The sequence below is a fragment of the Glaciecola sp. HA4-3 genome, assembly GCF_055693685.1.
In genome coordinates, this window is the sequence record NZ_CM146340.1 from 2247726 (window position 1) to 2270354 (window position 22629).

The 22629-nt window shown below is 40.9% G+C and carries 22 protein-coding genes and 1 pseudogene; 5 read left to right on the forward strand and 18 right to left on the reverse strand.

Features of this window, described 5'->3' with window-relative positions; translation table 11 throughout:
- Positions 1-43 precede the first annotated feature (43 nt).
- From ACZ1G6_RS10695 to rpoE, 4 genes are all read right to left on the reverse strand, one after another.
- Positions 44-529: a SoxR reducing system RseC family protein gene (locus ACZ1G6_RS10695; protein ID WP_472616289.1), complete on the reverse strand. Its 486-nt coding sequence runs from the start codon at positions 527-529 to the stop codon at positions 44-46.
- Positions 530-551: 22 nt separating this feature from the next.
- Positions 552-1634 carry a MucB/RseB C-terminal domain-containing protein gene (locus ACZ1G6_RS10700; protein ID WP_472616290.1) on the reverse strand — a complete coding sequence of 361 codons (1083 nt, stop codon included), beginning with the start codon at positions 1632-1634 and terminating at the stop codon, positions 552-554.
- 75 nt (positions 1635-1709) lie between these two features.
- Positions 1710-2324, reverse strand: coding sequence for a sigma-E factor negative regulatory protein (locus tag ACZ1G6_RS10705; protein WP_472616291.1), 615 nt, complete (start codon positions 2322-2324; stop codon positions 1710-1712).
- Between the two features lie 159 nt (positions 2325-2483).
- Positions 2484-3062, reverse strand: a complete 579-nt coding sequence (rpoE, locus tag ACZ1G6_RS10710; protein ID WP_472618975.1) for an RNA polymerase sigma factor RpoE — start codon at positions 3060-3062, stop codon at positions 2484-2486.
- Between the two features lie 206 nt (positions 3063-3268).
- Here rpoE and nadB point away from each other — a divergent pair, with 206 nt between their 5' ends.
- Entirely contained in the window at positions 3269-4888 is a 1620-nt protein-coding gene (gene nadB / locus ACZ1G6_RS10715; protein WP_472616292.1) for an L-aspartate oxidase, read from the forward strand.
- A gap of 1 nt (position 4889) precedes the next feature.
- On the opposite strand, the gene ACZ1G6_RS10720 is transcribed toward nadB, so the two are convergent.
- From ACZ1G6_RS10720 to ACZ1G6_RS10730, 3 genes are read right to left on the reverse strand one after another with little or no spacing between them, the layout of a single operon-like run.
- Positions 4890-5852 (reverse strand): MaoC/PaaZ C-terminal domain-containing protein, encoded by a 963-nt coding sequence (locus tag ACZ1G6_RS10720; RefSeq protein WP_472616293.1) that lies wholly within the window; start codon positions 5850-5852, stop codon positions 4890-4892.
- Positions 5853-5885: 33 nt separating this feature from the next.
- Positions 5886-6350 (reverse strand): hypothetical protein, encoded by a 465-nt coding sequence (locus ACZ1G6_RS10725; protein ID WP_472616294.1) that lies wholly within the window; start codon positions 6348-6350, stop codon positions 5886-5888.
- A 30-nt stretch (positions 6351-6380) separates the two neighbouring features.
- On the reverse strand, positions 6381-6632 hold the full coding sequence (locus ACZ1G6_RS10730) for an FAD assembly factor SdhE (RefSeq protein WP_472616295.1): 252 nt from the start codon (positions 6630-6632) through the stop codon (positions 6381-6383).
- A 157-nt stretch (positions 6633-6789) separates the two neighbouring features.
- Here ACZ1G6_RS10730 and ygfZ point away from each other — a divergent pair, with 157 nt between their 5' ends.
- Positions 6790-7767, forward strand: coding sequence for a CAF17-like 4Fe-4S cluster assembly/insertion protein YgfZ (gene ygfZ, locus ACZ1G6_RS10735; RefSeq protein ID WP_472616296.1), 978 nt, complete (start codon positions 6790-6792; stop codon positions 7765-7767).
- Positions 7768-7793: 26 nt separating this feature from the next.
- Complete coding sequence (locus ACZ1G6_RS10740) at positions 7794-8279, forward strand: FKBP-type peptidyl-prolyl cis-trans isomerase (RefSeq protein ID WP_472616297.1); 486 nt, start codon at positions 7794-7796, stop codon at positions 8277-8279.
- A gap of 33 nt (positions 8280-8312) precedes the next feature.
- Here the strand turns inward: ACZ1G6_RS10740 and ACZ1G6_RS10745 are convergent, their stop codons facing one another.
- Together ACZ1G6_RS10745 and nadE are read right to left on the reverse strand one after the other, a co-directional pair.
- Entirely contained in the window at positions 8313-8651 is a 339-nt protein-coding gene (locus ACZ1G6_RS10745; protein ID WP_472616298.1) for a P-II family nitrogen regulator, read from the reverse strand.
- Positions 8652-8656: 5 nt separating this feature from the next.
- Complete coding sequence (gene nadE / locus ACZ1G6_RS10750; protein ID WP_472616299.1) at positions 8657-9493, reverse strand: ammonia-dependent NAD(+) synthetase; 837 nt, start codon at positions 9491-9493, stop codon at positions 8657-8659.
- 181 nt (positions 9494-9674) lie between these two features.
- On the opposite strand from nadE, the gene ACZ1G6_RS10755 reads away from it, so the two are divergent.
- Positions 9675-10265, forward strand: coding sequence for a GspH/FimT family pseudopilin (locus ACZ1G6_RS10755; RefSeq protein ID WP_472616300.1), 591 nt, complete (start codon positions 9675-9677; stop codon positions 10263-10265).
- 107 nt (positions 10266-10372) lie between these two features.
- On the forward strand, positions 10373-10957 hold the full coding sequence (locus tag ACZ1G6_RS10760) for a GspH/FimT family protein (protein WP_472616301.1): 585 nt from the start codon (positions 10373-10375) through the stop codon (positions 10955-10957).
- Here the strand turns inward: ACZ1G6_RS10760 and ACZ1G6_RS10765 are convergent, their stop codons facing one another.
- From ACZ1G6_RS10765 to ileS, 9 genes and pseudogenes are all read right to left on the reverse strand, one after another.
- Entirely contained in the window at positions 10958-11431 is a 474-nt protein-coding gene (locus ACZ1G6_RS10765; RefSeq protein ID WP_472616302.1) for a type IV pilin protein, read from the reverse strand.
- Positions 11432-11480: 49 nt separating this feature from the next.
- Positions 11481-15582 (reverse strand): annotated as a pseudogene (locus tag ACZ1G6_RS10770) (PilC/PilY family type IV pilus protein).
- 11 nt (positions 15583-15593) lie between these two features.
- The gene (locus ACZ1G6_RS10775) at positions 15594-16160 is read right to left on the reverse strand and encodes a PilX N-terminal domain-containing pilus assembly protein (RefSeq protein WP_472616303.1); all 567 of its coding nucleotides are present in this window, start codon (positions 16158-16160) and stop codon (positions 15594-15596) included.
- Positions 16157-17026 carry a PilW family protein gene (locus ACZ1G6_RS10780; RefSeq protein WP_472616304.1) on the reverse strand — a complete coding sequence of 290 codons (870 nt, stop codon included), beginning with the start codon at positions 17024-17026 and terminating at the stop codon, positions 16157-16159. Before ACZ1G6_RS10780 ends, ACZ1G6_RS10775 begins: the two co-directional genes overlap by 4 nt.
- A gap of 2 nt (positions 17027-17028) precedes the next feature.
- Positions 17029-17712: a type IV pilus modification protein PilV gene (pilV, locus tag ACZ1G6_RS10785; RefSeq protein WP_472616305.1), complete on the reverse strand. Its 684-nt coding sequence runs from the start codon at positions 17710-17712 to the stop codon at positions 17029-17031.
- A gap of 181 nt (positions 17713-17893) precedes the next feature.
- Positions 17894-18838, reverse strand: a complete 945-nt coding sequence (gene ispH / locus ACZ1G6_RS10790) for a 4-hydroxy-3-methylbut-2-enyl diphosphate reductase (protein WP_472618976.1) — start codon at positions 18836-18838, stop codon at positions 17894-17896.
- Between the two features lie 7 nt (positions 18839-18845).
- A complete protein-coding gene (fkpB, locus tag ACZ1G6_RS10795; protein ID WP_472616306.1) occupies positions 18846-19280 on the reverse strand; it encodes an FKBP-type peptidyl-prolyl cis-trans isomerase in 435 nt (144 codons plus the stop codon).
- Position 19281: 1 nt separating this feature from the next.
- The gene (gene lspA, locus ACZ1G6_RS10800; protein ID WP_472616307.1) at positions 19282-19788 is read right to left on the reverse strand and encodes a signal peptidase II; all 507 of its coding nucleotides are present in this window, start codon (positions 19786-19788) and stop codon (positions 19282-19284) included.
- Positions 19781-22615, reverse strand: coding sequence for an isoleucine--tRNA ligase (ileS, locus tag ACZ1G6_RS10805; protein WP_472616308.1), 2835 nt, complete (start codon positions 22613-22615; stop codon positions 19781-19783). The genes lspA and ileS overlap by 8 nt, the downstream gene beginning before the upstream one ends.
- Positions 22616-22629 lie beyond the last annotated feature (14 nt).

The window sequence follows — 22629 nt, forward strand, 5'->3', positions numbered from 1 at the left end:
CCAGTTAGTTTATTACCCATGACCGTGCATCTTTGGGGAAATCTTATTTTAATTTATGCGTTGGAATTTCATGTTTTTGAGTGACCACTTGGTTGTGAGTGGCCCCCAAGAAAACAGGCGCAAAGTGACGCCTATTTTGCTTTCTTTTACTCATACGAGATACAGACCAAAGGCTAAAAAAAGCGGCGCAAAATGATGCAACTAATAAAATAAGTTCATGCGTATTTGGTAATAATAAACTTAACATAACCATCGAGCAGATTAGTGAAAGCAAAGGTAGAATATAAATCAGACTAGAAGCTTTAACTAAAGCCTGTTCAGATATACCAATTTTTACTTGCTGACCTACTACCAATGGACTTGGTGTGACAATCTTTATATGTTCTGGTTTGGGTGAAAATGCTTTTGCAACCACGCTTGTAGGACATGATTCGCTAGCTTTGCACGAACCACATGTTGTTTTAACTTGAGTTTCAACCCAAGCATCCGTACCTTTAACGCCAACGACTATGCCTGTTTCCTCAATCATAACATGCTCACGTTCATCAAGTTCACTGTGGCTGAACTAAAACAATTGATTCTGCGATTTTATTCGCAGTATCAGTGGGGATTTCTCCAACGACATTTACCCGTACTTGTCCGTTGCCAAGTGATACCAACGATACTGCATCTTTTCTCAGTGCGACATTTTCTGTCAAACTCTGTGTCTCTGAGACAACATAAACTGAAACATCAACTAAACCATCGCTTAGCATCATATATTGAGCAGGCTGACCTGTAAGAGCAATTCGATGTTGACTTTTCTTCACTATTTCCATTCCGATGGGCAAATAACTCACTTTCCATGGTAGTTCTACATCTTGTCTTTGCGTGTCAATAACAACTCGTGGCAACAAGTCTTTGTTAATATTATTAAAATGCTCTTTTACAGAAGCGTTAATTGCCAACTGCGTGACTTGTATTTGCTCAAGTAGGCTTCCATCAAGGTCATACATGTTTATTTTTAGTAAAAGGCCTGTTTGCTCATCTAGCCATAAATGGTATCCATATCGACTTTTATCTTTACTGATTACTCTAATTTGCTGAGACATACGACCAGAAACTCTATCTCGACCCATCAACAATAGGTTGTACGATTTTTTTAGGGCATTAGGATCTTGTATAAACGCCATTGGAATCGGGCCATCTACAGCCGCAGCGATAATGCTGTAAGGATTAAAACCAGACTCAAATACGCTTACCTTGTTATTGATCCTAATTTGTTCATACCCTGGACCATTAAGTGAGCTCAACTGTTCAGCGTAGTCGCCATTAGTGAGCCTGGCGTGCCGCCATATATAGGGCATTGTTTCTCGATTTGGAGCACTCACTACAAACCCCATTTCAAAAGACAATTCATCTATCGCTGATGCTAAACGATTCATCCACGCATCCGCCGATAGCCGATTAAAGCTGGCATCATCAGCTGAAGCCTCATTATTTTGCCCATTTGACTGGTCTTCTGGCGTTTTTTGCGATTCTGGCGTTTTTTGCGATTCTGGCAGTTTGGGCGATTCACCCATTGAGTTTTGTTGTGGTGACGTTTGTTTAGCAACATCTCCAGTTTCTTGTGCTTGACTGGTCGCTGTGAACATAAACAGGCATAAAAAAACCGCACATTGTAAAATCCTGCGCGGTATTTCGATCAAATTTCTTTTCATGAACACGATTTAGTTTGGTGAGTCGTTAACAGACTCTTTGTTTTCGTCATCATTGTTATCACCCTCAATTGATTCATTGAGGTTTTTCAAGCGTTGTTGACGTTCATGGTCATTCAACAGCGCGTTGATTTGTCTGCGCTGCTCTTTTAATGCTGTGACACTTGCACTATCGAGTCTAGTAGTTTGCTGCAAGCTTACAGGCGCTATTCCACCTTGTGGCCCTATAACAGGAGGCGCTGTGGTGAAAGGTTGCGTAACCTCTGGTTGGTTGAAGCTTTGGTATCCAAAAATTACCACTGCTGTTACGCACGCTACCATGGCCAGTTGACCCGATTGTTTTATCACCGGCACAATGGCAGACACAATTGGCGCATCCTTCCATGATTTCTTGGGCGCGAGTATCGCAAGCTCACTTTCAAGTGCCGCTGACACCTTGTCACTGATATCAAAATTAATATCAGATGACATGTCGTTTCGAAGCAAATCACGTGTTAAGTGATAACTACGCCACTTTGCTTTCAGTAATGGATCGGCCAAGACCTGCTTAGCTAGTTGTTGGCTGTCATTTGAATCCATAGATTCACCATCAACCATTTCTGAAAGTTTTTCGTACTCTTGCGTCATACAATCTGATTCCTGAACATATTTATGTTCTTTTATATTAAATAAATACAAGCATCTCACTGAAAGCTTGCATCGCTTTATCTAATGACTTAATCATTATATTACTTGGTTTTCCACCCTAATTAAAGAGTGTAGTTCATACCATTCTTGTCTTAAATCTTAACTTTCTATTAGTGGCACAATCACTTTATCAATCGCTTCTCGCGCTCTGAAAATTCTCGACCTTACGGTACCAACTGGACATTCCATCACAGCAGCGATTTCTTCGTAACTTAAACCTTCAATTTCTCGAAGCGTTATAGCGGCACGCAAGTCATCAGGCAAGTTCTCTATCGTTGCAAACAACTTAGCTTGTAACTCATTTGATAACAGTGTTCTCTCAGGTGACGCATTTTCTCGCAATGCGTCACTCCCGTCGTAATAATCTGCTTCTTGTGCGTCAACGTCACTTGCAGGCGGCTTACGGCTTTGAGAAGTAAGATAGTTTTTTGCACTATTAACCGCGATACGGTACAACCAAGTGTAAAACGCACTATCCCCTCTAAAGTTAGGTAATGCACGGTAAGCTTTAATAAATGCTTCCTGCGTAACATCTGCAACATCACCAGAATTCTTTACGTAACGCGACACAATGTTCATTACTTTGTTTTGATGCCTGACCACCAAAAGGTTGTACGCGTTTTTATTACCTTTTTGAACTTCTTCTACAAGCTGCTGATCTGTTTTCTGCTCGCTCATTAATGCCATCTCTCCTATTTCTACTTCTGCAATGGCCGCGGGCATGTTGCTTATATTGACCCCGAATATTTCATTAAGTTCGAAATATATTGCTTTTAATGTGAAAATAAAGCGTATATTTGCTATTTTCCTCCATTATATATCAACACCAAGATTAATTGATGCTAAATAACGCATCATTTTTATAAATTAGGCAGTCTTGAGTCATGAATAATCAAATTGAACACAATTGCGATGTATTGGTAATTGGCAGTGGAGCGGCAGGACTAAGCCTTGCGCTCAATGTAGCCCAACAATTAAACGTGATTGTCATCAGCAAAAGTGATTTGAACGAGGGAAGCACACGCTATGCCCAAGGTGGTATTGCTGCTGTATTTGATGAACAAGACAATATTGATAATCATATCCAAGATACCATAAATGCAGGCGCTGGCTTATGTGACCCCTTAGTCGTAAAATTTACCGCAGAAAATGCTAAGCAAAGTCTACAATGGTTGATTAAACAAGGCGTTCCGTTTGACCAAGAGGTAGATAAACAAGGTAATACGAAATATCATTTAACAAGGGAAGGCGGTCATTCTCACCGACGCATTTTGCATGCAGCAGATGCAACCGGCAATGCAGTGCAAAATACATTGTCAGATGCCGTTAAGACACACCCAAACATTCACTTATTTGAACGCTATAACGCTATTGATTTGATAAAACAAAATAAAAGTGATCAAACCTGTGTTGGCGCGTATGTTTGGAATCGTAAGAAAGAAAACGTTGAAATAATTAGAAGTCGTTTTGTCGTACTAGCAAGTGGAGGTGGCAGTAAAGTCTATCAGTATACGTCCAATCCTGACGTTTCCAGTGGTGATGGTATCGCGATGGCTTGGCGTGCAGGATGTCAAATTGCCAATATGGAATTTAATCAGTTTCACCCTACTTGCCTCTACCACCCTGACGCAGGTAATTTCCTAATCAGCGAGGCCTTACGTGGTGAGGGTGCGTTTTTATGCCATCGAGATGGCACCAAATTTATGCAGCGCTTTGATGAGAGAGCGGATTTAGCCCCTAGGGATATTGTCGCAAGAGCGATTGACTTTGAAATGAAGCGACTTGGTGAAGACTGTATGTATCTGGATATAAGTCATAAATCTAGTGATTTTATTGTCAAACATTTTCCCAACATTTATCGTAAATGCCGTTCTTTAGGTATCGATATAACACGTCAAGCTATTCCAGTTGTTCCTGCTGCACACTACAGTTGCGGTGGTGTCTTAACCGACTTACATGCTAAAACTAACTTAGAAAATATATATGCAATCGGAGAAGTTGCATATACTGGCCTGCATGGTGCCAATAGAATGGCAAGTAATTCATTATTAGAGTGTGTTGTATTTGCACATGCATGTGCAAAACACATCTTAAAACACCCACTTGCCCCACAACCTTCAACAAAGATAAAACCATGGGATGAAAGTCGGGTAATTGATTCAGATGAAGCAGTTATTATTCAACACAACTGGCATGAACTTAGGTTATTCATGTGGGATTATGTTGGAATAGTGCGGTCAAATAAGCGGCTAGAACGAGCCATGCGTCGAATTAACCTATTAAAACAAGAAATTGATGAGTATTACTCTAATTTTAAAGTTAGCAATAATATGTTAGAACTAAGAAACTTAGTTTGTGTTGCACAGCTTATTGTCACTTGCGCTATGCAACGCAAAGAAAGCCGAGGACTACATTACAATTTGGATTATCCTGAAATGCTTGATACACCCTTACCGACTATTATCCAAAAAAATGACCAAACACAAGAATCAACTACCGTATAAACTATACTTTGTTGACTTGGCCAACTAAATGGAAACGTTCTCTTTGCCTTTTTTGAGAGCTTAAGGAAAAGCGCAAGTTGGAACTATAATTAGCATGGTCAAGGTCAGAATCGTCCATCACCTCTATTAGTCTTAATGAGGTTTTTATCGGCAGCGAAATTGGCTGCATAAACACCGTGTCTACCACAAAAGCATCATGGCAAAGGTCATGTCTTTTGGCTATTTGAGAGACGCACAGCGCCTTAGAATACATTCCATGTGCGATTGCCGACTTAAACCCTAAGAGTCTTGCTGTTGCATTGTATAAATGGATTGGATTGTAGTCTTTTGAAATCTTCGCGTAGTGCCGGCCTATATCTTGAGTAAATAGTAATTCTTTTTGCCAAACATCAGCTTCGTTGTTATTTTGAAAAAGTTCGTTAAAGTCTAACTTAGTAAGCCAAGATGGCGGAGCTAATCTGCCAAGCGTATCTTCAGATAAAATTTCATTGTCATGTTTACAACGCGACAAGTACACGCTGCTTCCTACGATAGCGAGCTTGTCTTCAACGCACGCTTGGGTGTGAATTTCAAATAACCAACCTTTCTTATGCCAATATACCTCACCACATTTTACCTTAATCGAGACAATATCTGTTTGATTAGGTAAAAATTTTACATCAATATGGTTGCCAATATGCACCAAGCCCATTGCCTCAAATGGGAAAGAGTGCGAAACAATCAAAGACAATTGCATCGGTAATGAAAGAGTCTGTATATAACTAGGGTGAATCACAGCGGCAAGCTTGGGACGCCACTGTGTAATATCATTATATGTGTTGCAATGTTGAGCGGAAATCTTGAGTGACTTTTCTACACTAGTGTCGGGAAGTGTTGGGACACCATTGACCGCGCTAAGCGCTTCACTGCCTAGTAGGCGGTTTTTTGTTGAACTTATTGCCGCTTTTGCATATAGGGTAAGCATTTATTCACGTCCCTTAAATTTGACCATCCAACACTATTGATTCCAAATCATTACTCTAGCCAAGCGTTTATAATCTGGCCGACTAAGCATTAAGCGAGGGATAATAAGTTCGACTTTTTTTGGCCTTAACTTAGAATGTTTACCCTTGCCTGAAGACATTACCGTTTGCTGATTAGTAAATGTCAATAATGACACAGTCTCATGAAAGTAACTTTTAGTATAGCTAATTTTTAGCGTGTCGCCGCACGGTATAGATGAATCCGTATACAAAATCGTATTTTCTGCTTCATTTATCACAATTACGGCCCAATTTAGTTTGCTTTTCTTGCTATATGAGACCAATACAGCAACACAAATAAAGAACCCTGGAAAATACACCCAATAAAACGAGCTTATTGATAAATAGTAGAGAAAACCTGCTGTAGCAAGTAGAGTGAAACTCAGGTTGATGTATCTTTTGACCAAATAGCTCTTACTGATTTCTATTGGCACCATCATGATTCTGCTCTAGTAATCATTTCCCCAGAGTTAAACCTTTACTCTGCTGAGTACCTTTTGCACCATCGCGGACAAATCAGGATCATGACAAGTTTGATGCCCCATAAACCATGCAAATAGGTCTGGGTCGTCACATGTCAGTAATCGTTCAAATGTCTCTTGTTGCGAGTAGTCTAAATCGTCGAAAGCTTGCTCTACGAAAGGTAAAAATAACACATCAAGTTCTAACATTCCTCGCCTGCAAGCCCACTTTAAACGCGCCAATCTTTTTGCTTCAAACATATATTCTCCTTTGTGCTTAGGATAGCACTTTATATTGCTCAAAATAAACTGAACTTAGGGGTGACTGGTTAATTAATTTTTTCACACTGTCAACCCTTGTATTCTTAAGTGATTGCCCACACTCTTTGCTAATAAAACTTGTTAGGAGTAAGACCTCGTGATCCCCATCAATTCCTTTATAAGCCAACTTAACAGTCGGGCGATAGTGTCGGTTGAAGGCCCTCAGCGCTATGAATATTTGCATGGTCAGTTAACGATTAATACTTTGGATTTTGATAACGACAAAGCAAGATTGGCCGCTCATTGTGACTTTAAAGGCAAAATGTTTAGCCTGCCACTGGTAAGTGAGCTTAGCATCTATGACGATCGAACTAAATTGGCTAATGAGAATAGCCAGATGTTGCTGTCTGGACCAAAAGATGCGATCACTACTACAAAAGAACAATTGTTAAAATACGGCGTTTTTTCGAAGGTCAGTATACAAAGCAAAGAAGACCTACTCTGCATTGGTGTCTATGGAGATGACGCCATAAACGAGCTAAAAACACTCTTCCCTAATCTGGTAAATTCACATTTGGTATCGGTATCAAACGAATATGGGCAAGCGATTTGCTTTCATGATATTTGTACTCGATATATCGCATATTTGAGTCAAGAAGCGATTGATAAGTTAAAAAGTGCAACAACAATAGATTGGGAACATGAAAGCAGGTTTGATGCTATTGAGATACAGGCAGGGTTGCCCCAGGTGTTTGGTCATAATATTTCCAGTCTAGTGCCTCAAATGCTCAATTTGCAATTTTTAGATGCAATAGACTTCGATAAGGGCTGTTACATGGGACAAGAAGTGGTCGCGCGCACCAAATTTCTTGGCAAAAACAAACGAGCAGCGTTTTATTTAAGCGCAAAGATACCATCTGATAGTACGGGAATAGCCGATGAACAAAGTGTAGAGATCCAAATAGGTGAAAATTGGCGCAAGGCGGGTGTAATCAATAGAATCGCCATTCAAGGCGATAGCATTGTGCTGTTAGCAGTATTGCCTAATGACACTGAAGCGACAAATATGCTACGCTTAAAATCCTCGCAAACACATTTGGATATCATGCCATTGCCTTATTCGGTTGAGGCATAATATGATACCAACAATAGGAAAAAAACATGCCAATTGCCGATAACCACGTCGTCACTATTGACTACAGTGTAGAAACTACTGAAGGCGACATAATTGATTCATCATCCGATAATGGCCCACTATCGTTCATACAAGGTACAAAGTTCATGATTGCGGGTGTCGAAGAAGCTCTTTACGGTAAAAATAAAGGCGACAAGTTTTCAATCACGATTACACCAGAAAAAGCATATGGTGAAAGGCAAGATCAACTTGTTCAGGAAGTACCTGCTAGTATGTTTGAAGGCATGGATGTCGAGGTAGGAATGAGCTTTAGAGCAACTACCGATCATGGAGAACAATCAGTTATTATCATTGATAAAAACGACGAACACGTTGTTGTAGATGGTAATCACCCTTTGGCTGGTTTTAGTTTAGTATTCGACATTGAAATAAAGGAGCTACGAGATGCCACCGCTGAAGAAATCGAGCATGGACACGTACATGGTGAGGGAGGCTGTAGCGGCTCTCACTGATGCCGGCTTGAAACAATCCACATTGAAGAAGCGTTATAACGCTTCTTCGCCCTCTTCCCCTGTTCTTATTCGAATAGCATGAGATATATCACTGACAAATATTTTCCCATCGCCAATTTTCCCTGTTCGCGCGTTATCAACAATTGTCTCTAATACCAGATCAAGCAGCTCATCATTAATAACCAATTCAATTTTTACTTTGGGCAAAAAATCCACTTGATATTCCGCGCCACGATATAGTTCTTTGTGACCCTTTTGACGTCCGAAGCCTCGCACCTCGGTAACAGTTAAGCCGCTTATACCTAGATTCGCCAGTGCCTCTCTTACATCGTCAAGTAAAAAAGGCTTAATGATTGCTTCAACTTTTTTCATACCGTTCACTCTTCGTCATAAATGGTGGGAATTGGAACACGTTTGTGTTGTGTTTTAGTATAAATACTGATGAGCTTTTCATCTACTTTTTCGTCAGAACTTTTCCCTTCCAAGAAATCATCGATTTGCTCATAACTTAAGCCCAATGATGCTTCATCAGATAGTTGGGGATTTAGTGACTCTAAATCGGCAGTGGGCGCTTTATTTACAATGATATCAGGCGCACCTAAAAATCTAGCGATCTGTCTAACTTGTCGTTTACTTAATCCAAATAGAGGCGCTAAATCACAAGCACCATCACCATACTTTGTATAAAACCCTGTTATGTTTTCTGCTGAATGATCAGTACCTAAGACAAGTCCTTTGCAAAGTCCTGCAATGTCATATTGTGTTGCCATTCTCGCTCTTGCTTTGGCATTACCTTTTACAAAATCATCTTCATAAGCAGACGCGTTATATGCACCTTGTGCTTTAAGTGCGTTCACCGATGCAGTATGAATTGCATCAGCACTATCTTTCACGTTTGCCGTTACGCTAAGACTAGCTTGTATAAAATCAATACTTAGCTGTGCGTCATCTTCATCAGCTTGCTCGCCATATGGTAGTCTTACTGCAACAAATTGATACGCTTTGTCGGATTGTTCGCGGTTTAAGTCATTTATCGCTAGTTGGGCAAGTCGTCCAAGCGTGCACGAATCTATGCCGCCACTGATGCCTAAGACAAGAGAATTAAGACCAGATTTAAGTAGTTGACGCTTTATAAAATCAACTCGTCTAGCTACTTCAGCATCTGGAACAATGCTAGGTAAAACCTTCATTTCTTCAATGATTGCTTGTTTCATTAATGAAACTCCATGCGTATACATTTAATCAAATATGCGTATAATCTAGACAGCTATACCAATGAACAGCTTGTAAATTATAATGACAAGGTATGCGAATTACTAAGTACTGCGCTGTCAATATACCCATTAAACCGCTTACTTCCCGTATAGTGTACAGGTATATGATAGGGGTAGTGAAGTGAAACTTAAGGTAAATGAGGCAATAGAGTTGAGCGCGAGCAATATTAATCGTCAACAAGGTTTGACACTTTTAGAGATGTTGGTAGGTCTTGCAGTCGCTGCGATCGTTCTGACGGTAGTTGCTCCAAATGTGCAATCCATTGTCGCAAAAAACAGAGTGGTCGCTGAAATAAACGAATTAAGTGGCGTAATTCAATATGCACGATTTAATTCTATTGACCAAAGTACCACGACGATTGTCTGCCCTGCCGCTGATTTTTCTAACTGCGGTGATAATTGGAATCATCCAAAAATTGTGTTTGTTGATTTGAATAACAATCAGCAAAGAGATAACAATGAAGAGCTTCTTATTAGCACACAGCGTTCCACAGGTGGTAATGTGATTACGGGTCCTTCAAACCCAATTATTTTTCAAGATTCAGGCGCAACAAATGCTCTTACTATGATACAAATTTGCCCCGGAAACGCAGACGCAAATTTGGCGCGGGCAATAAACGTCAACCAGCAAGGGCGAACACGTATTAGTTCTGATGGTAATGACAGTGATTCAATTCACGAAGATATCGACGGTGACAACCTCAGTTGCTAGTGAAAGTAGCAACCGACGAGAAGGAAAAAACACACGTAAAGTTCAGTAGGATTTTCTAATCTCCAATTTATACTTGCTCGTACTTATGAAAAGCAACGAGCAAGATAATGGCAAAACTATCATTACCTCCCCATTTTTTAATCCCTATCGAAAAAGAACAAGGTGGTCTTACACTATTAGAGCTTTTGATAACAATAGCTATTTTTTCAATTTTATTAACGCTTGGGCGTAGTCAGTTAAATCAATTTATTACTCAAGTTATGATCCGTTCACACATAAATGAAATAAGCAGCATCTTTCATTTTGCAAAATATACTTCGATTTCACAACACATCACAATTACTATCTGTCCTAGCAAAGATCATAAACGTTGTAGCGAGTCGTGGGAATTACCTTTGATTGTATTTCACGATGCAGACAATAGCGGGGCAGTAGACGGGCAAGAACAAATATTAAGAATAAAAACAGCTAGCAAGAAAAGAATTAAAACAGTCGGCCCCAAAAGAGTCATAAAATTTTATGAAAGTGGTATTACTAGTTCACCTGCCACAATGGCAGTATGTACTAGAGACAAACAAGACATATACACTCGCGCGCTATTTGTGAGCCTTCAAGGTAGGATAAGTATCAGCAAGGATAGAGGTGGTGACCAAATCCACGATAGGAACAACGGCGCTGCGATTATCTGCTAATCAACAATTCCAACAGAACTCATTGGTTGCAACCGCCCCATTATTGTCTTGATCCCATGCCTTTCTACCATCGCTAAAGTAAAACAATGAACCTGTTCCATCGACCGGTGAATTAGCGACAGGTGTCGCTTGTAATTCAAATGTCTGGCCATTAGGCCCAACTCTCACGATAGTAAGATCATATTTTCTATTAGCTGCTGATTCACTAGAAGGACTATGGCTGGCAAATATACCAGGAGCCCCAGTATCTGAGCCTCCTGCCGCAGCGCCTGCATATGTAAAGTTAGATGCACTGTGACGTTCCATGGCACTAGCAAAGCTCATTAGGTCAGCTTGAGCAGCACTTCGTGCGCTGTTTGCGACAACATTAGAATATGTTGGATAAGCGATGGCCGCTATAATACCAACAATTGCCACCACAATCATAAGCTCTACTAAGGTAAAGCCTTGATCAATCTTAGTTTTACTATGCATACTAGCCCCTTTATTAGTTCAAAAGCGAACACCATCAAAGTGCTAAGAATTAGTTAGCTCTTTCAACTTCTGTACGCCACACATCCTTTTGGATGCGTTGGAATCGGCCATAAATATTTTGAGCTAAGCATTCAAACTCTGTTCCGCATTGGACATCATTACCATTCTCGTCGACTTCGATGACTGCAGATACGCATTCAGCACCCAAACATACTACAGGTTTTACGATGTTCTCAATAAGAATCTTAGTATCAGGTGCAATACCTGTCTGAGACAACTCTGCATACCTGTCTTCATTTGTTAACTCATTATTACGGTCAAGATCAGTAACGGCCGTTCCGTCAATTAGATTAACTAAATATCCTCTGCTGTTCCCTGTAGGTGGAGCGCATAAGCTATCACTTGATGACGATGGAATATAAGTAGTAAAAAATACCTTATAATCGATAATTAATGGAGACGCTAGTACCTTCTCACCAGCAGTAGTAAGTTGTAGCATCCAACCTTCGCTATTAGCGAATGCTTCAGCGGCCAACTCTCGCTCTGTATTATCGCTTGATGCCAATGCCGAAGCAGTAGCGTCGTACAAATCAGCAGATGTCATTGGGGTAGTTGGCAAGCCGTATTGACCAAACTCATCAACTTCAAACACACCACCATCATTAATCACATAAAACTCATCTTCAATAACAGTATCTAGAGGTCCAGCCCTAAAGCCTGAACCGACCGCTACCGCATAGTACTTCTTATCAGCCAAAACCAATTCAGACACATCAGGTCCGTAGTAGAATCGACGATTTTCTTGAGCTGAATCGCCACCTAACGTCGCCATTAAACCACCACGAACAAGCTCATTTGTAGGCTTTCCGTTATAAATATCGAATCTAAACAATTGGCCGCCAGTGTCTGCAACATACATATGATCTGCAAATCTATCGTTATCACGATCAATAACCGAGATTCTTGCAGGGATACTGTATTGCATCTCTGGTACGATCAAGTCAGCGTCCTCGGTGCTAGCTGACCATAGTAGATCGCCATTGTCAGCATCAACGATGAAAATACTATTGCCTACATTGTCTGGCGAGCGCACAATCTTTTCATCTTGGCTTTCGTCATATCCGCCACCAATAATCATGACGTTTTTCTCTGTAGTACCAAATTTCATTTTCGTAATAATTGGCCTAGACCAACTTTGCCCAAGGTTTTTAAAGTCTCCTTGGCCACCATCGACAGTAAACACTAACTTTGGATTCATTTTTTCAGTAACATCTAGTACATAATAGTTATTACCACCGCGACGCATACCGATATACAAATAGATTTTATCGTCAAACTGCCTAATCACTAAATCACCATCAATGCCATAACGGTGATTAAGTGTCGGACCATTACGATATATGTCGTAAGTATTTTTCAACAATTCTCGAGGTGCAATGGCGAAATTCTCTGTACCATCATTTGCATCGATAGAATGAATAAAGCCATGGTTTGTCGTGATAAATACCGCAGCATCTGTTTCGGTATAATTGACGATCCCTGGCTGAGAGTGAATCGGATCGCCCATTTGTAATCTAACATCTGTTACAGAGCCATCACCATCGTCATCTCTAACATCTACACCACGAGCCCACTTTATAACTTGCTCGCGCAAAACTTCCGAGTCAGGCAAGGTGTCTACCGCGAAATCAGCTGCAGTCAGGTCGTTATTATTTTCATCAAGTACGTGCGAAGTCTTAATAATTGGGCATAGGATATTATCAAAATAGTAGACATTTCGAACTAAATCTAAACGACTAGCTGCACCACCTTCACGCACATCGTTGCCATCAGCAATCGCCGACCAATAACTTTGAGCAGTATCTTTGAAGAAACCAGTACCTGAATCAACCGCAGGTAAGCCATTTTTGTCTAAAATAGTGTCATCTTTAATTTTATATTTTTTCAGATTGCTAAGGCCATAAGGCACCTTCAGCCGGCTTAAACAAAGCAAAATACAACTCATCTCTATGGGATAAACGATTTAGCTGATTCACCGCTACACCCGGCGAAACGAAGGTTGAATTAACATCCTTAACTTGACGTAGAATTGCTTGGAATGCAGATAACAACTGCTCGCTGTTGTCCGCTTGATAAAAGCCACCACCGCTTTGCAGGGCTAATTGATTCAAGAAGCTATTTGCAGTGGCATTAGCCGCAAAACCAATTGTGTGAGTAATAATACGCGCATCAATCGCCGAATCACCTCTGTCAGCGATATTACGTACTAAATCTAATCCACACGCTTCGCCTCCAGGAGCGCCCGGCGTGCATGCTCTGCCGATTAGTGATTGAATCTTACCAACACTGTGGTTGTTGTTAGCTACACCGTCAGACAACAAAACAATGTGGTTGTTTGTTTGACACTGTAAGTCTTGAATTGGTGAAATATATTGAGCACCAAGTGGAATCTGCTCGCCAACACAATTAACACTACTTAAATTATCTTCGGTACAACCAAACGGCCTAATTGGGTCAGCACCAAGATAAGACGTTCTGTTACTGACCCGAGTTGATTGCCTTAGTGACGTCGACACACTACTTTCACCACGCTTTCGGCCATAATCCATTGGTAAACCACCATAATATAAAGTGGCTTCATATAGAGTATCTACAATAGGCGTGAATCCACGAGTGTTAAGCTCATCAATTTTGCTAATCAATAGATCTCTTACGGTTGATGCTGTTTCAGGTGTTGCGTTACCTTCATACTCAATGACTAGATTAACTGCGCGAGATGCTGAACCACTTGCGGTATAGGCACCCCGTTTTGCAGAGTTAAAGTTATCCATAACCATAACCATGGCGTTACCCGCATTCCAGCCATCACGAGATGTTATTTCTTCAATTATTTGTGATAAGTCTGGGCTTTGATACACGCCATTTTGAGCCCATGCACCGATATTGTCCCAATTAACTGAATTACTCGTTTTGCCGATGTCGCGAAGCACATATCGATCATCAACTGGGAATCTTCCATGGTTATTTCGGTTTACCCCGCGTATTCTTATGCGAGCAGGCGTATCGCTGTCATTTGCCCATGCAGAAAATTCTAGATATGCATTAGATACTTTCGCATCCTTAGGAATCCTGACGTTAGTAAAGCGTACTGCAACCGCTGAGTTAGAGTTAGATGTCATGGTAAGCTCACTACCAGTATTCATGTAACCATTGGTGTCTTCTTCCCAGTTGTCAGATTGTGACTGCACCTGCAAACGCACCCTGTCTCTCACGCATCCAGTAGCCGTTGTTTCATCATAGCTCAGTACTAATTGAGGGGCGCGACTGTTTCCATCATCATGTGAAAATGCACGTCTAGAGCTACCTATAGAGCTATTTAGTGTCTGCATAACGACTGAAAGGCTATTTCCGCCGCACCAATCTGCTCTATCAACAACTTCTTGTATCACACTAGATAAGTCTGGCGTGTTAATAATTTCTTCAAATTCCGGCCAAGCAGTGCTCGAATCCCAAAGTACCTCAGTTGTAGTCAATTCTCTATTTGTGATGTTGTTGTTAGTAGCTTCAAAGGTATCTGAATTGCCGGTATTTTCGGCTTTGATTGAAAACTCGGTTGGCGGATTATTTAATCCTCTTGATGAGAATCTGATAAATGCATTTGTAATAACCGCACCTTGTGGCACATTTAGCTCGTCAAAACGCAATCCTGTTGTTGTTTGCTGCGTACCACTGGACAATACTAGCTCGTTGTTATTTAAGTCGACACCACTTGTGACTTCGGTTGCATCATCGCTACCCTGACTAATTGGCACTACAAGCTCAGGCCTAACAGGATCATCGATATTGCGGACCGGGTACAAAATAGGTCCACCAAAATCAGAAAAGCGCATCAAGCCTGCGTTTATGTTAGTTGCTTCGGTTAATGTTAGACGCATTGCATTTTGTACGCGTTGCATACGAGTTAAGCCTGTACCATCTCGGCCAGACATACTGCCTGAGGTATCCATAATGAAAAGAACATTGGGGTTATAGACCACTTGTTGATTATTTGCGCCTAAATAGATATCTAGGTCATCGCCATAAGCACTGAAACTAACCAAAAAGCTCAACAAACATGCGTAAAGCGAAATGTGAATTTTATTTGATTTCATTAGATACTACCTTAGTTTACAGACGCTGGCGCAAACACCGAAGCGGTCAACGTATTGGCTACTACATAACCGGCACCGCCAGTTTGCCCACAACCACGTACAATGAAAAAATGGCAATTAACATTACTGCCGCCTATGACATTACTTGATCCTCTACAAGCCTGCTCTCTAACAAATGCTGTTCGTGACCAACTAGTCACTTGAGGGTTTTCGCTGTATGTCGCTTGCGTGGTATGACGTGCTCCGAATGGAAGCCCAGTATTCGTCATCCAGCGATTAATACGGTTGTTATCTGAACACGTTAATGGGTCATTTAACAAATCGATTTCATTTAGCAACCTAGCTTCAGATAGAGGATCCAATAAATTGGGGTCAACTAATACTGACTCATCTTCTGCTTCAAAAACCACACCAGCAATAGCCGCTTCAGCAGCATCAAATGCAATGGTTTTTCTCTCGATAGAAGACGCCATCTTGGACTGTAAGATACTGCTAGATACAGAAGAAACACCCAAAATTGTAATTGATACCAAAACTAGTAGTGCAAATACTAGCACCACGCCTTTTTGCTTATTCATGCACCACCTCTTGAAAAATTCTTCATATTTCTTAATGTAACTGTTGTCTCAAAGGACCGATATAAACCTGCGTCTGGAGCAGTAATCGGTGCTTCGTTTAATAATTTAAATGTCTTCGCTTCGTCTAGTTGCAGATCGCCTTCGCCTTTTATCAAAATCGCAAATCGGATCGCAACCACTTGGTCATCACTTGCGTATACGGCTGCTAGCTGGTCGGCCGTTACATATCGCGTGGGCAATTGTGTGTTGCCACTAAATACGCTATTGGTTACGCCATAAGTCACTTGAAATCTCTCAACATTATCAAGCAAGGTAAAAGCTGCATCGCCCTGGTTGTCTTCTGCGCCTTTTTGGCCCCTTAACACGCGACCGTCATAACCTACGCAACGAAGCTGATTGTTTTGAACAAAATAACGGTTTACAACATAAAACTCTTCGTCATCTGCATAACCCAATTGAAGGCCTCGGCAGTCACGCTCTGCTTGAAGGCTTATCACAAGCTCATCATTCGCACCGCCTGCACCTTGGCGAGCTCCGATTAATGGAAAACCTGCGAAATCGCCCGGAATCGGAACGGGGTGGGTCCTAACGAATATCTCTTCTTCAACCGGATCAACAATCATGGCTAGGTTGGGAGACAAACTGTCGTATAAGCCCACCATGAGTAGCTCATCTCTCATTCGAGAAATGATATACCTACCACTTTCTTGAGTACTGGCAATCGCCCTATTGAGTTGATCAGTGACGCTGTTACTAACTAGTATTTGTATTACAGCAGTCGAAATGACGACTCCCAAAGCTAATGCAATCATTAACTCAATTAAAGTAAAGCCAGATGCTTTGTTACGTTTTATTTGCTTGGCCATGTTCAAAGTGTTACCTCCACAGCCACGCAGTCAAAGTTAGCTGTCCCCGACGCATTACATCGAGCGTTGGCTTCCTTATTTTCACCGCGCCAACTTGTTTGCGGCCAAGTCACCAATATAGTATGTATTGAGCCTGCAGTGCAGGCATCAAGGTCGGTGGTAATTAAATCGTTACATGTCACTGAGAGTTGTGCATTTGGGTTTTCTTTAGTAGCAGCACACGACATTTGATAAGCATCAAAACGTGCAATTTCATCAGCGTCACATTGACCAGTCTGGCAGTTTGGAATGCCGGAGGGAATTGCTTCACAATAACAAGAATAAGGATTACCGCTACATGCACCAGACAGATTACCAAAATTATATATGTTGGCATCAAAATAGGTATTGCTGACAACAAAACCATCCGTGGTAGCAGAACTTACTGTACTGGCGCGCAATCGTTCACTCATCTGTTGAGCTACCATAACGGCTTGGGTTCTTGCCAATGCCTCTTTATTTGCAAACGACCCATTTAATTGTAATGACGCAACTCCTAGCAAGCCTATTGACAACACAAACAAGGTTACCAATACTTCTACCATTCCCAGTCCAGCCTGCGAACGGCGACCATGAACTGACGGTTCGCGTAGCGTAGGCAAAGGTAAATTAGTCGTTATACTTTTGATATTATTTAAATATTTCATTACTCTTAACATCAGCTAAAGGGATCTTTCATTCACCCATAATACCGACATTTTTCAATCCTTGGTTATTACTTGTTAGCATAGCGTATAAATATACAATCGAAACTGTACTAAAAGTTTGTTCAAGTAACAACAAAAATGCATTAATTGCTTGTAATATTTGTAAAAAACATACTTACGACTAAGTGATTTGTTTAACCCTTAATTCTTTAGGTACGGCAAACTCAACATTTTCTGGTCTGCCTTCTCGCTCGGTTGCTTTGCTTGCTCCCCAGCTTATTAATTTATCAATCACACCTTTAACCAACACTTCTGGTGCGGATGCCCCAGCAGTAACACCGATATTCTTCACATCAGTTAGCCATTCTTTTTGAATGCAATTATGGTCCGCGATAAGATAAGACTTTGCTCCGATTTTTTCTGCCAACTCGCGTAAGCGATTAGAATTAGAAGAATTTTGTGCGCCAACTACAAGTAGTACGTCACAATCTGATGCTAAGTCTCTCACTGCATCTTGCCGATTCTGAGTGGCATAACAAATGTCGTCTTTTCTGGGCCCGTCAATTTTAGGAAATTTTTGTCTTAAAGCATCGATAACATCAGCCGTATCATCTACTGATAAGGTAGTTTGGCTACAATAATACAATTGCTCAGGATCTTTGACAGTTAATGACTCAACATCATCAATGTCTTCAACAAGATAGATCCCACCATCCGCATTATTATATTGGCCCATAGTACCTTCGACCTCCGGGTGTCCATGGTGCCCAATCAATACGCACTCTGTTCCTCGTTTGCTAGCTCTAGCGACTTCCATATGGACTTTAGTCACCAAAGGGCAAGTAGCGTCAAACACTTTTAGGCCTCTATCAGATGCCTCTTTTCTTACTTTTTGTGAAACACCATGCGCTGAAAAAATAACGATTGCATCATCAGGTACTTCACTAATTTCATCAACAAAAACAGCACCACTTTTGCGCAGACTATCTACTACAAATTTATTGTGAACTACTTCATGTCTAACGTAAATTGGAGGCTCGAATAGGTCTAAAGCTCGCTCCACAATAGTAATGGCTCTATCAACGCCTGCACAAAACCCTCGTGGATTGGCCAAATGTATTTGCAAAGTCATATTATTTAACGTCCAGAATCTCTACATTGAACACAACGGTTTGACCTGCCAAGGGATGGTTGAAATCAACTGTCACCGAATGGCCTGCGATACTGCGAATCACGTCAGGAAGTTCACTGCCATCAGGCTGCGAGAACCCCATAATCATACCTTCTTTTAACTCCATATCTGCTGAGAACTTTGTTCTATCGACATAGTAAATATTATCTGGATTAGGCATTCCAAAAGCATCGTCAGCGTTTAAGGTAAATGATTTCTTATCTCCGATGGTTAAACCTCGCAAACAATTTTCAAAGTTAGGAGTCAAACTACCGTCTCCCATCACCATTTTAGCAGGCTTATTATTTGCTCTAGTGCTATCTGCCGCTGAGCCATCTTCTAAGGTTAAATCAAAATGCAAAATAACTTCGCTGTCATCTGAAATCACGTTGTTCATATTATTTTGTACCATCATTAGGTTGAGAATCACTATTTTTAAACATATCAATAATTAACAAAGCGGCACCAATAAATATAACGGAATCTGCAATATTAAAAGCAGGCCAGTGATATCCAGCGTAGTGGACATCCAAAAAGTCAATGACGTAGCCATAAACAATTCTGTCATACACATTACCAAGCGCTCCACCAAGAATAAAAGCAAATGCAACGGGCAGTAAGATCTGCTGTTTTGAAGATTGCTTTAGCCACCACAAAATAACGGCACTAACAATCAGCGCCACTGCACTTAAAAAGTAACGCTGCCATCCACCAGCATCATACAAAATACTAAACGCTGCACCATAATTATGGACATAGGTTAGGTTAAAGAAACTTGTGACTTCTATTGACTGATACAACACCATATTTTTTAGTACAAGGTATTTTGTATATTGATCAAGGATAAACCCAATAATTGATATCCAAAGAAATCTAAACCCTGTATTCCTGATTAGGTTAAGCATATTGTCTTGTTTCTCCATCACCATCTACGTTTTCTATACATCTGTTACATAGTTCTGGATGTTTAAGATCCTTTCCAACTTCTTCTCTATGATGCCAACAACGTACACATTTGCTATTTGTTGATTTTGAAACGTCAACGACCATCGTATCGCCTTCATTTTTACTTAAATTTGTCGGCAGATTGGTTAAGCTTTCAATACGAGCACTTGAGCTGATTAAAACAAACCTAAGTTCATCACTTAATGCCTGCAAAACCCTTATGTCCTCATCATTTAAGTACAAGGTAATTTCAGCTTCTAATGACCCGCCAATCTCTTTGGCATTTCGGGCTTTTTCCAGTGCACTGTTCACATTTGCTTTAATATCCATTACTTTTTGCCAATAATGATGACTAAAGTTATCAGCGTCTGACAATACTTGGCTATTTGGAATGCCGTCATACCATGTTTCGGTAAACACAAACTCGCCTCGTTCTCCGGGCATAGATTCCCAAAGCTCTTGTGCAGTAAAGCTCAAAATAGGCGCAAGCCAGCGCACCATTGACTCCATAATATAGTACATCGCAGTTTGACAAGACCGCCTAGCAACACTGTCAGCTTTAGCGGTATATTGTCTATCTTTTATAATATCTAAGTAAAAGCTACCTAATTCAATCGAGCAAAACTGCATCAATGTTTGACAAACGATTAGCATATCGTATTCGTTATATGCATCTATGATCGTTTTTTGGACTTGTTTGCTTCGTTCCACAGCCCAAGCATCCAATGCAACCATGTCTTGAGGCGCAACACAATCTGTTTTGGGATCAAAGCCGTTTAAGTTAGCCAACAAAAAGCGACACGTGTTTCTTATTCTGCGATAAGAGTCAGCAGAGCGCTTTAATATTTCATTGCTGACTGTCATCTCACCGCGATAATCAGTTGAAGCAGCCCACAGTCTTAAGATATCAGCGCCTAATTTATTGGTTACTTCTTGAGGAGCAATCACATTTCCCACAGACTTTGACATTTTCTTGCCATTTGCATCAACAGTAAATCCATGAGTTAGTACCTCTTTGTAAGGCGCATGCCCATGCATAGCAGTTGAGCTCATTAAAGAAGACATGAACCAGCCTCTATGTTGATCGGAACCTTCCAAATACAAATCAGCAGTTGCAGGAATATCATCACGTTGGTCAACGACGAAAAAATGCGTGACGCCAGAATCAAACCAAACATCTAGGGTATCCGTTACTTTGGTGTAGTCTTTTAGATCTTCCTCTAGTAAAAGGGCATCATCTAAATCCCACCATGCCTGTATTCCTTTGCTTTCAATACTTTGCGCAACTGTTTCCATAAACTCAGCCGACTTTGGGTGAATTTCGCCGGTCACATTATGTATATAAAGACAAATTGGGACTCCCCATGTTCTTTGCCTAGAAATACACCAATCAGGTCGTCCGTCTACCATACTACTGATACGATTTTCACCCCAACTCGGAATCCACTTTGTTTGCTTAATTTGCGCTAAACTTTGCTCACGCAGACCCCCCTTATCCATGCTAATAAACCATTGAGGCGTAGCTCTAAAGATAATAGGCGTTTTATGTCGCCAACAGTGCGGATAACTATGTTCATATTTCACATTCAAGATCAAAGCATCATGCTGCTCTAACGCTTCTGTAATTGCTTGATTAGCCTTAAATACATGCATTCCTTCAAATAATGGAGTCCCCTCAACATAGACACCATTTGGACCAACCGGGTTATATACTTCAATGTCATATTGTTTGCCTACATTAAAGTCATCTACACCGTGCGCCGGCGCAGTATGCACACAACCTGTGCCTGATTCAGTCGTTACATGTTCACCAAGTATAAGAGGCACATCCAATGATAAGAGTGGGTGAATCACCTTGAGATTTTCAAGCGCTTTTCCTTCACATGTGGCCAATATTTTCGTCTCACTTGCGCCATAACGCACTGCACATTGCTCAACTAAATCTTTCGCTAAAATAAAATATTGTGCATTTTGGCCAACAGTCATACTTGTTAAGGAGTATTCTAATGTAGGATGCAAGCTAATTGCTCTATTGGCAGGTATTGTCCATGGCGTTGTAGTCCAGATGACAACACTTGGCATACTATCTAGCTCAGATATATCAATACCAAATGCAGCGCTATAACCTGGGGCATCAGCAAGACTAAACGCTACGTCAATTGCTGGTGATACTTTATCTTGATACTCTACTTCAGCTTCAGCTAGCGCCGAACCACAATCTGTGCACCAATGAACAGGTTTAAACCCCTTTTCAAGGTGACCCGACTGGACTATCTTTGCAAGTGCTCTGACAATATTTGCTTCGCTTTCAAATGCCATAGTTTTATAAGGCTGTGCCCAATTTCCTAGTACACCTAAACGCTGAAAGTCTTTACTTTGGCCTTCAATTTGACGCTCTGCATACGCACGGCACTTTTCCCGAAACTGAGCAACAGAGACTTTTTTACCCGGTTTTCCAACCTTCTTCTCTACCATTAATTCAATTGGTAATCCATGGCAATCCCACCCTGGTACATAGGGCGAATCAAAATCAGATAAGGTTTTTGACTTAACGATGATGTCCTTGAGTATTTTGTTAACTGCGTGCCCAATGTGAATATCACCGTTAGCATAAGGAGGACCATCGTGCAGTATAAAAGGCTTCTTGCCTTTTTTTGCATCTCTTATTTTTTGATAAAGTTTACTGTGATTCCACTTTTTCAGCATTTCTGGCTCTCTATTAGCCAAATTTCCGCGCATTGGGAAAGCGGTATCAGGCAAATTCAATGTGGATTTGTAGTCAGTCATTTTAAGGTCCGGTA

Coding starts and splice junctions, on each gene's coding strand:
- ACZ1G6_RS10695 (WP_472616289.1), bottom strand. CDS start 529: ATGATTGAGGAAACAGGCATAGTCGTTGGCGTTAAAGGTACGGATGCT.
- ACZ1G6_RS10700 (WP_472616290.1), bottom strand. CDS start 1,634: ATGTTCACAGCGACCAGTCAAGCACAAGAAACTGGAGATGTTGCTAAA.
- ACZ1G6_RS10705 (WP_472616291.1), bottom strand. CDS start 2,324: ATGACGCAAGAGTACGAAAAACTTTCAGAAATGGTTGATGGTGAATCT.
- rpoE (WP_472618975.1), bottom strand. CDS start 3,062: ATGAGCGAGCAGAAAACAGATCAGCAGCTTGTAGAAGAAGTTCAAAAA.
- nadB (WP_472616292.1), top strand. CDS start 3,269: ATGAATAATCAAATTGAACACAATTGCGATGTATTGGTAATTGGCAGT.
- ACZ1G6_RS10720 (WP_472616293.1), bottom strand. CDS start 5,852: ATGCTTACCCTATATGCAAAAGCGGCAATAAGTTCAACAAAAAACCGC.
- ACZ1G6_RS10725 (WP_472616294.1), bottom strand. CDS start 6,350: ATGATGGTGCCAATAGAAATCAGTAAGAGCTATTTGGTCAAAAGATAC.
- ACZ1G6_RS10730 (WP_472616295.1), bottom strand. CDS start 6,632: ATGTTTGAAGCAAAAAGATTGGCGCGTTTAAAGTGGGCTTGCAGGCGA.
- ACZ1G6_RS10740 (WP_472616297.1), top strand. CDS start 7,794: ATGCCAATTGCCGATAACCACGTCGTCACTATTGACTACAGTGTAGAA.
- ACZ1G6_RS10745 (WP_472616298.1), bottom strand. CDS start 8,651: ATGAAAAAAGTTGAAGCAATCATTAAGCCTTTTTTACTTGACGATGTA.
- nadE (WP_472616299.1), bottom strand. CDS start 9,493: ATGAAACAAGCAATCATTGAAGAAATGAAGGTTTTACCTAGCATTGTT.
- ACZ1G6_RS10760 (WP_472616301.1), top strand. CDS start 10,373: ATGGCAAAACTATCATTACCTCCCCATTTTTTAATCCCTATCGAAAAA.
- ACZ1G6_RS10765 (WP_472616302.1), bottom strand. CDS start 11,431: ATGCATAGTAAAACTAAGATTGATCAAGGCTTTACCTTAGTAGAGCTT.
- ACZ1G6_RS10775 (WP_472616303.1), bottom strand. CDS start 16,160: ATGAATAAGCAAAAAGGCGTGGTGCTAGTATTTGCACTACTAGTTTTG.
- ACZ1G6_RS10780 (WP_472616304.1), bottom strand. CDS start 17,026: ATGGCCAAGCAAATAAAACGTAACAAAGCATCTGGCTTTACTTTAATT.
- pilV (WP_472616305.1), bottom strand. CDS start 17,712: ATGAAATATTTAAATAATATCAAAAGTATAACGACTAATTTACCTTTG.
- fkpB (WP_472616306.1), bottom strand. CDS start 19,280: ATGAACAACGTGATTTCAGATGACAGCGAAGTTATTTTGCATTTTGAT.
- lspA (WP_472616307.1), bottom strand. CDS start 19,788: ATGCTTAACCTAATCAGGAATACAGGGTTTAGATTTCTTTGGATATCA.
- ileS (WP_472616308.1), bottom strand. CDS start 22,615: ATGACTGACTACAAATCCACATTGAATTTGCCTGATACCGCTTTCCCA.